The sequence below is a fragment of the Bradyrhizobium sp. cir1 genome, from assembly GCF_014198245.1.
Lineage (GTDB): Bacteria > Pseudomonadota > Alphaproteobacteria > Rhizobiales > Xanthobacteraceae > Bradyrhizobium.
Genome location: NZ_JACIHE010000002.1, coordinates 483,555 through 495,675, shown reverse-complemented (window position 1 = coordinate 495,675; position 12,121 = coordinate 483,555). Strand labels below are relative to the sequence as shown.

Below are 12,121 nucleotides of genomic sequence, written 5' to 3'. Positions count from 1 at the left end.
ATAGGCTCGTGCGGGACGGGTTGCGGATCGTCGCGGCCCGCCAGAAATTTGGGAGACGCGAATGGCCGTGGACGGCAACTGGACTCTGACCACGACGACACCGATGGGCGAGCGCCAGACGACGCTGAGCCTGAAGGCCGCGGGCGGCACGCTCACGGGTACGCAGAGTGCGGAAGGTAATACCACCGAAATTTTCGATGGCACCGTCTCTGGCGATAACGTCTCCTGGAAAGTTTCGATCGACAAACCGATGCCGCTCACGCTCGAATTCACCGGCACGGTCTCCGGCGACAGCATCAGCGGCGAGATGGGCATCGGCCCGATGGGCAGCTTCCCGTTCTCGGGCGCGCGGGCATAAGCGCGCGCTGCATCCATGCGCGCGCTCCGTCTCATCGCGGCAACGATCCTGTGTGTCGCAACTCAGGCTGCGCGCGCGGATGACACCGAACCGGCGTGGCGCGCAAGCGCGCTCGCCATGGTGCCGGCGGGCTATGTCGCAGGCCTCGCCTATCGAACCGATGGTTCGACGGGATATCTCGCCGTCTATCTGGCGACCTCGAACGATCAGAAGACACCGGCGAGCGTGTTCGCCGCACGCCAAGCCCTCGTCGTCACGCTGACGGCGGATGCGACGCGCGCGATCTCGGCCGAGTTGAAGCCGCGCACCGAGCCGGATGCTGACAACGACGACACCGATTTCGCCAAGCTGCACGCCGATCTCGCCGCAAAGCGCGCCGGCCTCCCTGATGGCACCGAGCCCTGCGATCTCGGCGCCTGGTCCATCGACAAGGATCCGAACGGCCTCAATGTGCGCGCTGAACCGTCAGTGAAAGCGCGCGTGCTCGGCACGCTGCCGCCGCCCTACCGGTTGAAGTTAGGCGGCGCCGAGAACACACCGGACGGCGGCTGGCTCACTGAATTCCGCATCATCGGCTTCAGGGACGGCTGGTTCCTGATCGAGGGCGCCAAGCCGCCGGGCAAGGATTACGAGGACGAGAAGCGGTATCCGCGCAGCGCGCCAAAGCCCTATGCCGGACGCGGCTGGGTCGCTTCCAACAAGGTCGGTGCGAACTTCGCCAATGGCGCCACGCGCGCAGGCGGGCTGTTTCAGGCGCCCTTCGTCGACGCGAAATGGATGCCGGCCCAGCGCGAGCTCGGCGGCCCGATCGACGGCGACGGCGGACCGAGGCGCGTGCTCGCGTGCAGCGGCTTCTGGGGCCTCGTCGAGAGCCATGACGGCGTGCGCGGCTGGTGGCGCTCGCTGTGCTCCAACCAAGTCACGAATTGCAGTTAGCCGTCTGATCCCCTCGCCCCGCAAGCGGCAGGGCATCGCAGATGCTTCCTGGGCTACGGCTGAGCAAGCGCCTCGTCCTTCGAGACGACCGCGTCGCGGTCTCCTCAGGATGAGGCTGAGCTACGTCGGCGTCGCCAAGAAACCGCAACCGCGTACTCTGCCCTCATCCTGAGGGCCCGCCGACGGCGGGCGTCTCGAAGGATGCGCCGCGGAGCGACTGCTTCAAAGGCGATCACCCCGCCGCAAGCGGGGAGAGGTGAAGAGCTAGCCCAGATTCAACTCCTTGAAGAAGTCGTTGCCCTTGTCGTCGATGATGATGAACGCCGGGAAGTCGACGACTTCGATGCGCCAGATCGCTTCCATGCCGAGCTCGGGATATTCGAGCACCTCGACCTTCTTGATGCAATGCTCGGCGAGGTTCGCCGCGGCGCCGCCGATCGAGCCGAGATAGAAGCCGCCGTATTTCTTGCAGGCCTCGCGCACGGCCGGCGCGCGATTGCCCTTGGCCACCATCACCATCGAGCCGCCGGCGGCCTGGAACTGATCGACGAAGGAATCCATGCGGCCCGCGGTGGTCGGACCGAACGCGCCGGAGGCATAGCCCTCGGGCGTCTTGGCGGGACCGGCGTAATAAACCGGATGGTTCGTGAAATAGTCAGGCAGCGGCTCACCCTTCTCCAGCCGCTCGCGCAACTTGGCATGCGCGCTATCGCGCGCGACGATCATGGTGCCCGTCATCGAGACGCGCGTCTTGATGGGATATTTCGAGAACGTCGCCAGGATGTCCTTCATCGGCTGGTTGAGGTCGATCTTGACGACCTCGCCGCCAAGCGACTGCTCGACCTGCGGCAGGTACTGCGCCGGATTGTGCTCGAGCTCCTCGATATAGACGCCGTCCTTGGTGATCTTGCCGAGCACCTGGCGGTCGGCCGAGCAGGACACGCCAAGCCCGATCGGGAGCGAAGCGCCGTGACGCGGCATGCGGATCACGCGCACGTCGTGGCAGAAATATTTCCCGCCGAACTGCGCGCCGACGCCGAGCGACTGCGTCATCTTGTGGATTTCCTTCTCCATCTCGACGTCGCGGAAGGCGTTGCCGTCGGGCGAGCCGTGGGTCGGCAGCGCATCGAGATAGCGCGCGGAGGCGAGCTTCACCGTCTTCATGCAGAGCTCAGCCGAGGTGCCGCCGATCACGATGGCGAGGTGGTAAGGCGGACACGCCGCCGTGCCGAGCGTGAGGATCTTCTCCTTCAGGAAGGCGAGCAGCCGGTCCTTGGTCAGCACCGAGGGCGTGGCCTGGAACAGAAAGCTCTTGTTGGCGGAGCCGCCGCCCTTCGCCATGAACATGAATTTGTAGGCGTCGTCGCCCTCGGCGTAGATCTCGCACTGCGCCGGCATGTTGTTGGCGGTGTTCTTCTCTTCATACATCGAGAGCGGCGCGACCTGCGAGTAGCGCAGATTGCGGCGCAAGTAAGCATCACGCGCGCCTTCCGACAGCGCTGCCTCGTCGTCGCCGTCGGTGATGACGTTGCAGCCCTTCTTGCCCATGATGATCGCGGTGCCGGTGTCCTGGCACATCGGCAGCACGCCGCCGGCGGCGATGTTGGCGTTCTTCAAAAAGTCCAGCGCCACGAACTTGTCGTTCGGGCTCGCCTCACTGTCCTCCAGGATCGAGCGGAGCTGCCTCAGATGGCCGGGGCGGAGATAATGGTTGATGTCGCCAAAAGCCGCCTCCGACAGCGCCCGCAGCGCCTCGCGCGACACCACCAGCATGTCCTTGCCGAGGACCTTCTCGACCCTGATACCCTCGGACGAGATCTTCTTGTAGGGCGTCTCGTCCTTGCCCAGCGGGAACAGCGGGGTGTGCTTGTAGGGCGGAACGGGTTTTGACTGGTCGGGAAAGGCGGTGGGAGCGTTCATGGGGCGAATCTCGGGGTTTTGGAGCCCTGGCGGGCCTCTAGCATAGAAGCGTTCTAAGCTTTTTTGCCGCAAAGGGAAGGCGTTCTGGCGCGGCCGGGGTATCTCGAATCGGCGACAAGACGGCCCTTTTCCGCGGAGATGCGTGGGCCATCATTGTCCCCGAAAGGCCTGGATGCACCCCTTGCACTCCGCGCGCGACGAAGGTTGAATGCGCGCCCTCAGGGGCTTTTCATCATGATTTTCAAACTGAACGTCCGCGGCGCGATCCTGGTCGCCGCCGCCATCAACGGACTTGTGGCTCTCGCCTCGCCTGCGCGCGCCGACCGCTGTGACGACAGCGCCAAGGAGTTGGCGAACCAGATCGACCGCCTCAAGGTGAATTTCCGGGCCGCCAATATCGTGTACCTGACGCACCCGGCCGCCAGGGAGCTGTCGGTGGGGTGCCGCGGCGACAAATATTCGATCGAGCTCTATGCCAAGGGCGATCGCAAGCCGACGCCGGAGTTCTATGCGCTGGTGGGATCGATGGCGGCGATCGTCTTCACCGTGACCAAGGACGACACCTCGACGGGCGCGACACGCTGCCTGAAGCGGATGGGTCTCTTGCGCGGCGACAAGATCAGCATGCGCTACCGCCGCCTCAACATGGAATGCACCCGCACCAAGACGGATGCGTCGATCGCGATCACGCGCGGCAAGGACGAATAGGCGGGCACTGCGCCGTCACTCTAGCCACGCGCTCCGCGGCGCAATGCATCGCGACTCCGTCTGCCACACCCTCCGTCATTGCGAGCGTAGCGAAGCAATCCAGAATCCCTCCGCGGTGATAGTCTGGATTGCTTCGTCGCAAGGGCTCCTCGCAATGACGAGGAGAGACCCGCGTCTCACTAAAGCGCCTCCTCTACCGCCCCCAACCTCTCGCATTTTAACGATTGCCTTGAAGGAAATTTCGCTCCTGTCGGGGCAGGCTGAATTGTTTCCATGCGTGAGGATTTGTGGATGAAGGTTTCCACCGTGGCGCCGCCGCCGATCGCGATCGTGGTACCCAACTACGACACGACCAAGCAGCAGGACGACCAGACCAAGACCGAGGACACTGATCCGACCTACAAGCCGCAGCCGCCCGCGCCGCTGCCGCCGGGTCAGGGCACACGGATCGATCAGCTCGCCTGATCAGCCCTCTCGGAGATAAATCGCCCGATCCGGTCGATCGGGCTTTCTGCGTATCCGGCCGCATCTTCGCCGGATAGCGGGATCACACTCGTGCGCGCTCGGGTCTGAGAGTTGCGCATGATCGTCCGCCTCTTGCTGCAGAACATGATCTTCACCGTCGCGATGGGCGCGCTGCTGTTCGCGGCTGCCGGCACGCTGCATTGGCCGTCGGCCTGGATGTTCCTCATCAGCTCCGCCCTGCTCGGTCCGCTCTGCGGCTGGTGGCTCTACCGGCTCGATCCGGCACTGCTGGCGGAGCGTCTGCGTCCGGTCATCCAGAAAGACCAGCCGCCGGCCGACAAGGCCTTCGTCGCCGCCCTCATGGCGGCGATGCTGGTCTGGCTGGTCGTGATGGGACTGGACCGGCGCTGGCTTGCCTCTGACATGCCGCTTGCCTTGCTGGTTCTCGGCTTCGTGCTGTTCCTGCTCTGCATGCTGTTCACGATGTGGGTATTCCGGGAGAACTCGTTCGCAGCGCCCGTGGTGAAGCTGCAAGCCGAGCGTGCGCAGCACGTGATCTCGACCGGGCCCTACGCGCATGTGCGCCACCCCATGTACAGCGGCATGATCCTGTTCTTCGCCGGCCTGCCGCTGGCGCTGGGCTCGTGGTGGGGACTGGCGATGGCGCCGCTGTTCCTCGCCCTGTTCGCTGTCCGCATCGGCATCGAGGAGCGCACGCTGCGCGAGGGCCTGCCGGGCTATACCGACTATGCCGCGCGGGTGCGCTATCGCCTGGTGCCCGGCGTGTGGTGAGCGCACATACGCGCCCGTGCGACAGGCGGACGTTTTCCGGACCGGCTAATTGTCCAGTTCGCGATAGCGACGAAAGATGCCCTGCTCGTTGAATGGAATCCGGCGCTCGCTGGCAAGATAAGCCTTGATGTTCGGCCGCGCGGCAATCCGATCATGCAGGCCGACGAGACCCGGGACATCCTTCTCGAACGCCTTCATGCGCCTGGGGAAGGCGTAGCGGAGGCCATCGACGATCTGGAACAGCGAGAGATCGACGTAAGTGAGCCGGCGGCCGGTGACGTAAGCGCCGCCATTGCCGGCGAGCAGCTGCTCGAAATAGCCGAGATATTTCGGCACGCGCTCGTCCCAGAACTCGGCCGTGCGCTTCTTCGCCGGCGCCTTCTGGTCCTCGTAGTACATCGAAGGCCCGAGCGGATGATGGGTGTCGTGGATCTCGACCACGAGATCGGTGATCGTGAGCTGGAGCTGGTGCACCCAGAGCCGTCCTGCTTCCGTCTTCGGCGCAAGCGCGTGGCGGGCGCCGAGATAGAACAGGATGTTGGCGGTCTGGCCGATCACCAGCTTGCCGGCTTTGAGGAACGGCGGCGCAAAGGGCGGCGTGCCCTTCTGCGCTTCCATCATCTTCATCATCGCAGCCGTGCCGCGTGCGCCCCGCGCGACGTCGACATAAGCCGCCCCCGCCTCCTCCAGCGCCAGCCGCACATATTCGCCGCGGCCCTGGATCTCGGGCCAGTAGTAGAGCTCGTATTTCATGGGGGGGAGGGGTCCGTGAATGTGGGGGCGATCGGACCAATGTAGCATGCGCCCGAAGGTTCCGTGAGGGTTGGACGGAACGGCTCTCGCCAAACACTCCGTCATTGCGAGCGCAGCGACTTGTCCGCCGAAGCCTTGGCGAAGGCGGAAGCAATCCAGAGTGTTTCCGAGGAGGGATACTGGATTGCTTCGCTACGCTCGCAATGACGAGTGGAGAGAGCTTCGCGCGCTTATTCAATTCGCCGCGAAACAATACAGCAGGCCGTCGCCGCCGGTGCTCTTCAGATCGGCCTGCGAGCAACCACCGTCGGGACCGCGCGAGGGGTGGGAGCTGTTCCAGGACTTGGACGGCTCGTCGTCGCGCAGGCCACGGCGATCGAGATGACCGACCATCGCGGCGCCTTGTGTGCTCGACGTCCAGTTCTTGCAAGTTCGATCGTCCGGACCAGCAAAGGCGGTACCATCTGCCTGCGATCCCGTCAGGACGTCATGCCGGTTCGGCGAGTCGCCAATACCATTGATCCCTTCGCCCTTCTCGCTCAGCGCCGTCTGCTTGGTGAGGTTGTTGGCGGAACTATGCAGGTCGGCAACGTCCTTGGCGATGACCGCGCCCTTGGCGTTCTGCCACGGTCCCTTGCCGATGCGATCGCGGGCGTTGACGGCCGGCTTGCCGTCGGCAGCCTGCGTCGACAGATAGGCGCGCCAGGTCTTGGTACCGGCGCCGGCGGCCTGGGCGAGCCTCGCGCACTGCGCATCGGCTCCCTCCAGGCCGCCGAGATCGGCGCCCTTGCCCGGGCCGCTGGAGGTCACGAAGAACGTCATGTCAGTTGACTGAGCGTGCACGGATGGCGCCGCGAGCAAGGCCAGCGTGAGCGCGAGCCCTGAAATCGTCACGGATCTCTCGATACGGATCATCTTGTCCTCCCAGGAGTGTTTTTCGTTCCGCCTGACTTCAACCCGAGGCGCGCCCGCTTATTCCGATGCCGCGCTGCGAGACGCCCAAAAGAAAAGGGCGCCGTGCCGAAGCACGACGCCCTGGTTTCTCATCTCGTCTGCGATCAGTTGGTCTGCTGGATCGCCGACAATTCCCAGCCGCCGTTCGGGCGACGGGCGAAGGTCCAGACCTCGGTGGCCTCGCCCGGCTGGTCGCTGCCGGCAACGATCGCGCCGGTGTTGCGGTCCACCGTCTTGTCGGTGAGGGCGAAGCGCAGCGCCACCGTGGCGTAGTCGGTCTCGCCTTCGCGCCAGGCTTCGGCGAGGTCGCCCTGCAGCAGCTTGACGTTGGTGACCTTGTTGACGGCGTTGCGCGCGCGGTTCTGGGCCAGGTCCTGCTCGAAATAGGAGACCATTTCCGGTGTCGCGAGCGTGTGCAGCTTGGCCACGTCTTCGTTCGACCAGGCGGTCTGGATCTCGCCGAGCAGGCGCTCGAACGCCTCATAGTCATCAGGCTTGATCTCGAGCGGAGTGTTGTTGGCGCCGAAGCCGAAGCCGCCGAGGCCACCACCAAGACCGCCGCCGAGGCCGCTGCGATAGTTCGTCTGCGGTCCCGGACCGGCATCAGCATTGGCATAGGCCGTCTGCGGGGTATGGCGGCGCTGCCACCAGGACATCGCGAGCCGCACCACCAACACCACGAGCGCGATCTGGATGATCAGGCCAATGATCGACGACAGGCCGCCGAGGCCGCCGAACAGACCGCCGCCGAACAGCATGCCGAGCAGGCCTGCGCCGAGGAAGCCGGCCGCAAGGCCGCCCATGAAGCCACCGGCGCGGCCGAACAGGCCGCCGCGCGCCGGCGCGGTCGCAGCCGAGTTCATGCCCGCACCCGGCTGGGTGTAGGTCCGGTTGAACTGCGAGGTCGAGCCCGGCGCGGTCGTGGTCGACGGCGGAGCCGAATAGGTGCGCGAGCCGCGCGAACCCGACGACATGCCGCCGCCGACACGCGCGTCGGCGGACGAGATCGCCAGCGCAGTCGGCAGCGCAAGCGCCAGCACCACGGCGATCGTCTTGAAGAAAGTGCGGGATCGTTGCGAGAAATTCATGTGCGTTTCCCAAATCCCCGGCATGGGGACGTGCCCCCTAAGATGGGCAGACTTCCCGAAAAGTGAAGCCGGTTTCGGACCCCATGGCTGCGGCCCTCAGTCGCGGGGATGTGGCAAAAGCCCATATTTGACGGGGGTTTGGCCGGGGGGCGCCGGGGAACCGTGGTCGCCGGTTACCGGCGGGTTAAAGGCGGGATTTCAGCTTTTTCCCTCATCCACTGTCATTGCGGGGAGCCCTTGCGACGAAGCAATCCAGAGGTCTTTCGGCGGAGGCAGTCTGGATTGCTTCGCTACGCTCGCAATGACGGAGAACGTGGCGAGGGCACAACCCTCACCCCTGCTTCGTCATCGTCTCCTTCACCGCCGCCACGAGCTGGCTGAGGGTGAACGGCTTTGGCAGGAAGTCGAACTGCTGGCCCTCGGGCAGGCTCTTCTCGAAAGCGTCCTCGGCGTAGCCGGAGACGAAGATGAACTTGATGTCGGGGTTCTGCTCGCGCATCGCCTTGAGCAGCGTCGGGCCGTCCATCTCCGGCATCACGACGTCGGAGACGACGAGATCGATCGCCCCGCTCTGCTCCTCCAGCACCTCCATCGCCTCGACGCCGTTCTCGGCCTCGACCACGGTATAGCCGCGCGAGCGCAGGCCGCGGGCGTTGAGGGCGCGCAGGCCCTCCTCGTCCTCGACCAGCAGGATGGTGCCCTGCCCGGTGAGATCGGTGCGCGGCTTCGCCTCTGCCGGCGCGGCTTCCTTCGCGGCGCCATTGGTCGCGCTGACCACCGCTGCGGGCTGCTCGACCTGCACCTCCGGCTCGGCATGGTGGCGCGGCAGGAAGATGTGGAACGAGGTGCCCTGTCCCTGCTCGGAATCGACGTAGATGAAGCCGCCGGTCTGCTTGACGATGCCGTAGACGGTGGAGAGCCCGAGGCCGGTGCCCTTGCCCACCTCTTTCGTCGAGAAAAACGGTTCGAAAATCTTGTCGCGGATGTCGGCGGGAATGCCGGTGCCGGTGTCGGCGACCTCGATCCGGACATAGTCCGCCGCCGGCATGCCCTTGTAGGCGAGCTTGCCCGCGTCTTCCGTGGTGACGTTGGCGGTGCGGATGATCAGCTTGCCGCCGTCGGGCATGGCGTCGCGCGCATTCACCGCGAGGTTGACGATCACCTGCTCGAACTGGGAGACGTCGACCTTGACCGGCCAGAGGTCGCGGCCGTGGATCAGGTCGAGCTTGACCTTCTCGCCGATCAGCCGGCGCAGCAGCATGGTGAGATCGGAGAGCGCATCGCCGAGATCGAGCACCTGCGGCCGCAGCGTCTGACGCCGCGAGAACGCCAGCAGCTGCCGCACCAGGGTCGCGGCGCGCGTTGCGTTCTGCTTGATCTGCATGATGTCCTGGAACGACGGATCGGTCGGCTTGTGCGCGTTCAGTAGGAAATCGTTCGCCATCATGATGGCGGAAAGCACGTTGTTGAAGTCGTGGGCGATGCCGCCGGCGAGCTGGCCGACCGTCTCCATCTTCTGCGACTGGTTGATCTGGTTCTCCAGCGCGCGCCGCTCGGTTGTCTCGAGCATGTGCACGATGGCGGCTTCCGCCTCGTTCTCGGCTGCATCCACCGGCGTGACGAAGAACTGGCCCCAGCGTTCCTTGGTTCCTTCCAGCGCCACCTCGACCGGGGCGATGTCGGCCTGACCTTCAGCGGCCTGATTGATGGCCGCGATCAGGAGGTGGCGGTCGCGCGAATTGACCGCGCGGAAGATCGACTTGGAGGCGCTGTCGAGCCCGAGCGCCTGCCCGAGCTTGGCATAGCGCGCATTGGCGCGCACGACGTTGCCGGCGCGGTCCACGGTCGCGATCGCCATCGGCGTGTGGTCGAAGAAGCGCATGAAGCGGACTTCGGCGGCGCGGTCGGGATCGCTGCGCTCGTCGCGGGCGCGGCTGATGACGAGGGTACGCGACGGCCCCGGCGCGCCGTCGGCGCCGAAGGCGAGCTTGTGATAGAGCCGCACCGGCATGGTCTTGCCGGTGCGCATGCGCAGGTCGATGTCGAAGACCTCGGTCTTGACCTCGCCCGGCACCGCCACGATCGCGGTCAAAAGCGAGGCGCCGTCGCCGGAGACGATGTCGGTCAGCTTCAGGCCGCCCGAGCCGATCTCGGCGAGGTCATAGTCGAGCCAGTTCGCCAGCGTCGCGTTGACATAAGCGAGCTCGCCGGCCGGATTGACCGAGAAGAAGCCGCACGGCGCGTGGTCGAGATATTCGATCGCGTGCTGGAGCTCCTGGAACACGTCCTCCTGGCGCTCGCGGTCGCGGGTGATGTCGGCGATCGACCACACCGCGTATTTCGCCTCGCGCTTGCCGGTGCCGAGCGGGCGCACGCGCATGCGCAGCCAGCGGCCCTGGCTGCCGTCATGCCCGGAGATGCGCACCTCCTCCTGCTGGCGCTTGCCCTCGCGGGCGGCCTTGAGCAGGCGGAACACGGCTTCGGAGACGTCGGGATTGCCGATGAAGACGCGCTCCACGGGGCGCACGTCCTGCGGGCCGCTCGCGCCGGTCAGCGTCAGATAGGCCGCGTTGGAATAGACCACGTGCCCGCGCGCATCGGTGACGGCGAGCCCGTCGAAGGCGTGATCGGAGATGCGGCCAATGATGGGATCATCGAGATTACGGTCGGCGAAGCGGATGATGCCGGCGGCGAAGGCGAACAGGTTGAACAGACCGACCATCGCCAGCACGGCGAGGATGCCGAGGATATAGGGCTGCGCCTGCGCGCGCCCGAGCGTCATCAGCCCGACGGCGACCGCGACCAGGGCCGCGGCCACCAGCAGCACCAGCGCAATGCTGCCCGAGCGCGGCGACGGCTCGTGCGCCGCAACGGGCTCGCGTGTGAGGTCGTGGTCGGTCTCAGCAGTCATCTCGAGCTGGCGCAGCCTGTCGGCAGAGAATCAACGCGCTGAGGCGCGCGCCGGGTCCTCCCTGCCTGAATCGGACCCTGAGGTGCAAGGGCAGCAAGGGCGAAAGGTACGCTGATTCCCAGATTACGGCCATTTCCGGTACTTTCCGGGCATTTTATCCCCGTCCGGCGCCGAATCCGCGCTTCAGCCGCATGACGTAGCCGATCACCTCGGCGACCGCATGGTAATGCTCGGTCGGGATTTCCTGGTCGATGTCGACGGTGGCATAGAGCGCACGGGCCAGCGGCACGTTCTCGACGATCGGGATGTCGTGCTCGCGCGCGATCTCCCGGATCTTGAAAGCGAGGTTGTCGACGCCCTTGGCGACGCAGATCGGCGCCGACATGCCGCGCTCGTAGGACAGCGCCACCGAATAGTGGGTCGGGTTGGTGATGATCACCGAGGCCTTGGGAACCGCCGCCATCATGCGCTTCTTGGCGCGCTGCTGCCGCAGTTGCCTGATCTTGCCCTTGATGTGCGGGTCGCCTTCGGACTGCTTGAACTCTTCCTTGATCTCCTGGAGCGACATCTTCTGCCGCTGGAACCAGCTGCGGTACTGGAAGAAATAGTCGGCGATGGCGACGATCGCGAGCGCCGCGACCACCGCGCCGAGCAGGTGGACGGTCATGCTGGTGCTGGCGCCGAGCATGGCGGCCGGATCGAGCCTGACCATCGCCTCCATGCGGTGCCGTTCCGGCCACAGGATCATGGTCATGACCACGCCGAGCGCGATCAGCTTGCCGAGGCCCTTGAGGAAGTTCGCCGCCGCCTGCTTGCCGAAGATGCGCTTGAAGCCGGCGCCGGGCGAGATCTTGCTGAATTTGGGTTTCAGGGATTCGGTCGACCACACCAGGCGGTGCTGCAGCATGTTGCCGGCGATCGCCGCCAGCACCAGCATCAGGAGAGGCACGCCGATCGCAGCAAGCACGGCGAATTCGATCTGCTGCATCAACTTGAGCAGATTCCCGCCGTCGATCTTGATCATCCAGGAATTGGCCAGCAGGTTGCGCATCGGCGTCACCAGCCCGCTGCCGACCGAGCCCGAGAAGGTCGAGACCACGAGCGTGGCGCCCGCGATCATGAACCAGGTGTTGATCTCCTGGCTTTTCGCAACGTCGCCGCGTTCGAGCGCATCGTCGAGACGTTTTTGTGTCGGGTCTTCTGTTTGACTTTCTGGATCGTTGTCTTCCGCCATCG

At 65.3% G+C, this 12,121-nt stretch carries 11 protein-coding genes; 5 read left to right on the top strand and 6 right to left on the bottom strand.

Features of this window, described 5'->3' with window-relative positions:
• Positions 1–61 precede the first annotated feature (61 nt).
• Both GGD63_RS06775 and GGD63_RS06770 read left to right on the top strand, forming a co-directional pair.
• On the top strand, positions 62–358 hold the full coding sequence (locus GGD63_RS06775; RefSeq protein WP_183240208.1) for a hypothetical protein: 297 nt from the start codon (positions 62–64) through the stop codon (positions 356–358).
• 15 nt (positions 359–373) lie between these two features.
• The gene (locus tag GGD63_RS06770; protein WP_183240206.1) at positions 374–1,294 is read left to right on the top strand and encodes an SH3 domain-containing protein; all 921 of its coding nucleotides are present in this window, start codon (positions 374–376) and stop codon (positions 1,292–1,294) included.
• 264 nt (positions 1,295–1,558) lie between these two features.
• Here the strand turns inward: GGD63_RS06770 and GGD63_RS06765 are convergent, their stop codons facing one another.
• Positions 1,559–3,214 carry a fumarate hydratase gene (locus tag GGD63_RS06765; protein WP_183240204.1) on the bottom strand — a complete coding sequence of 552 codons (1,656 nt, stop codon included), beginning with the start codon at positions 3,212–3,214 and terminating at the stop codon, positions 1,559–1,561.
• Between the two features lie 234 nt (positions 3,215–3,448).
• On the opposite strand from GGD63_RS06765, the gene GGD63_RS06760 reads away from it, so the two are divergent.
• From GGD63_RS06760 to GGD63_RS06750, 3 genes are all read left to right on the top strand, one after another.
• Positions 3,449–3,922, top strand: a complete 474-nt coding sequence (locus tag GGD63_RS06760; protein WP_183240203.1) for a hypothetical protein — start codon at positions 3,449–3,451, stop codon at positions 3,920–3,922.
• A gap of 291 nt (positions 3,923–4,213) precedes the next feature.
• The gene (locus GGD63_RS06755) at positions 4,214–4,387 is read left to right on the top strand and encodes a hypothetical protein (protein WP_183240201.1); all 174 of its coding nucleotides are present in this window, start codon (positions 4,214–4,216) and stop codon (positions 4,385–4,387) included.
• Between the two features lie 117 nt (positions 4,388–4,504).
• Positions 4,505–5,179: an isoprenylcysteine carboxylmethyltransferase family protein gene (locus GGD63_RS06750; protein WP_183240199.1), complete on the top strand. Its 675-nt coding sequence runs from the start codon at positions 4,505–4,507 to the stop codon at positions 5,177–5,179.
• Between the two features lie 45 nt (positions 5,180–5,224).
• Here the strand turns inward: GGD63_RS06750 and GGD63_RS06745 are convergent, their stop codons facing one another.
• From GGD63_RS06745 to flhB, 5 genes are all read right to left on the bottom strand, one after another.
• On the bottom strand, positions 5,225–5,932 hold the full coding sequence (locus tag GGD63_RS06745) for a glutathione S-transferase (RefSeq protein WP_183240197.1): 708 nt from the start codon (positions 5,930–5,932) through the stop codon (positions 5,225–5,227).
• A gap of 234 nt (positions 5,933–6,166) precedes the next feature.
• Positions 6,167–6,847, bottom strand: a complete 681-nt coding sequence (locus tag GGD63_RS06740; RefSeq protein WP_183240196.1) for a lectin — start codon at positions 6,845–6,847, stop codon at positions 6,167–6,169.
• A 143-nt stretch (positions 6,848–6,990) separates the two neighbouring features.
• Positions 6,991–7,998 carry a Tim44 domain-containing protein gene (locus GGD63_RS06735; protein ID WP_183240194.1) on the bottom strand — a complete coding sequence of 336 codons (1,008 nt, stop codon included), beginning with the start codon at positions 7,996–7,998 and terminating at the stop codon, positions 6,991–6,993.
• Between the two features lie 307 nt (positions 7,999–8,305).
• The gene (gene cckA, locus GGD63_RS06730; protein WP_183240192.1) at positions 8,306–10,885 is read right to left on the bottom strand and encodes a cell cycle histidine kinase CckA; all 2,580 of its coding nucleotides are present in this window, start codon (positions 10,883–10,885) and stop codon (positions 8,306–8,308) included.
• 154 nt (positions 10,886–11,039) lie between these two features.
• Positions 11,040–12,119, bottom strand: coding sequence for a flagellar biosynthesis protein FlhB (flhB, locus tag GGD63_RS06725; protein ID WP_183240190.1), 1,080 nt, complete (start codon positions 12,117–12,119; stop codon positions 11,040–11,042).
• Between the last annotated feature and the right edge of the window lie 2 nt (positions 12,120–12,121).

What these genes read in the sequence shown, in the direction of transcription:
- flhB (WP_183240190.1), bottom strand. Translation starts at nt 12,119, where the DNA reads ATGGCGGAAGACAACGATCCAGAAAGTCAAACAGAAGACCCGACACAA.
- GGD63_RS06750 (WP_183240199.1), top strand. Translation starts at nt 4,505, where the DNA reads ATGATCGTCCGCCTCTTGCTGCAGAACATGATCTTCACCGTCGCGATG.
- GGD63_RS06760 (WP_183240203.1), top strand. Translation starts at nt 3,449, where the DNA reads ATGATTTTCAAACTGAACGTCCGCGGCGCGATCCTGGTCGCCGCCGCC.
- GGD63_RS06770 (WP_183240206.1), top strand. Translation starts at nt 374, where the DNA reads ATGCGCGCGCTCCGTCTCATCGCGGCAACGATCCTGTGTGTCGCAACT.
- GGD63_RS06755 (WP_183240201.1), top strand. Translation starts at nt 4,214, where the DNA reads ATGAAGGTTTCCACCGTGGCGCCGCCGCCGATCGCGATCGTGGTACCC.
- GGD63_RS06745 (WP_183240197.1), bottom strand. Translation starts at nt 5,932, where the DNA reads ATGAAATACGAGCTCTACTACTGGCCCGAGATCCAGGGCCGCGGCGAA.
- GGD63_RS06735 (WP_183240194.1), bottom strand. Translation starts at nt 7,998, where the DNA reads ATGCCGGGGATTTGGGAAACGCACATGAATTTCTCGCAACGATCCCGC.
- GGD63_RS06775 (WP_183240208.1), top strand. Translation starts at nt 62, where the DNA reads ATGGCCGTGGACGGCAACTGGACTCTGACCACGACGACACCGATGGGC.
- GGD63_RS06765 (WP_183240204.1), bottom strand. Translation starts at nt 3,214, where the DNA reads ATGAACGCTCCCACCGCCTTTCCCGACCAGTCAAAACCCGTTCCGCCC.
- GGD63_RS06740 (WP_183240196.1), bottom strand. Translation starts at nt 6,847, where the DNA reads ATGATCCGTATCGAGAGATCCGTGACGATTTCAGGGCTCGCGCTCACG.
- cckA (WP_183240192.1), bottom strand. Translation starts at nt 10,885, where the DNA reads ATGACTGCTGAGACCGACCACGACCTCACACGCGAGCCCGTTGCGGCG.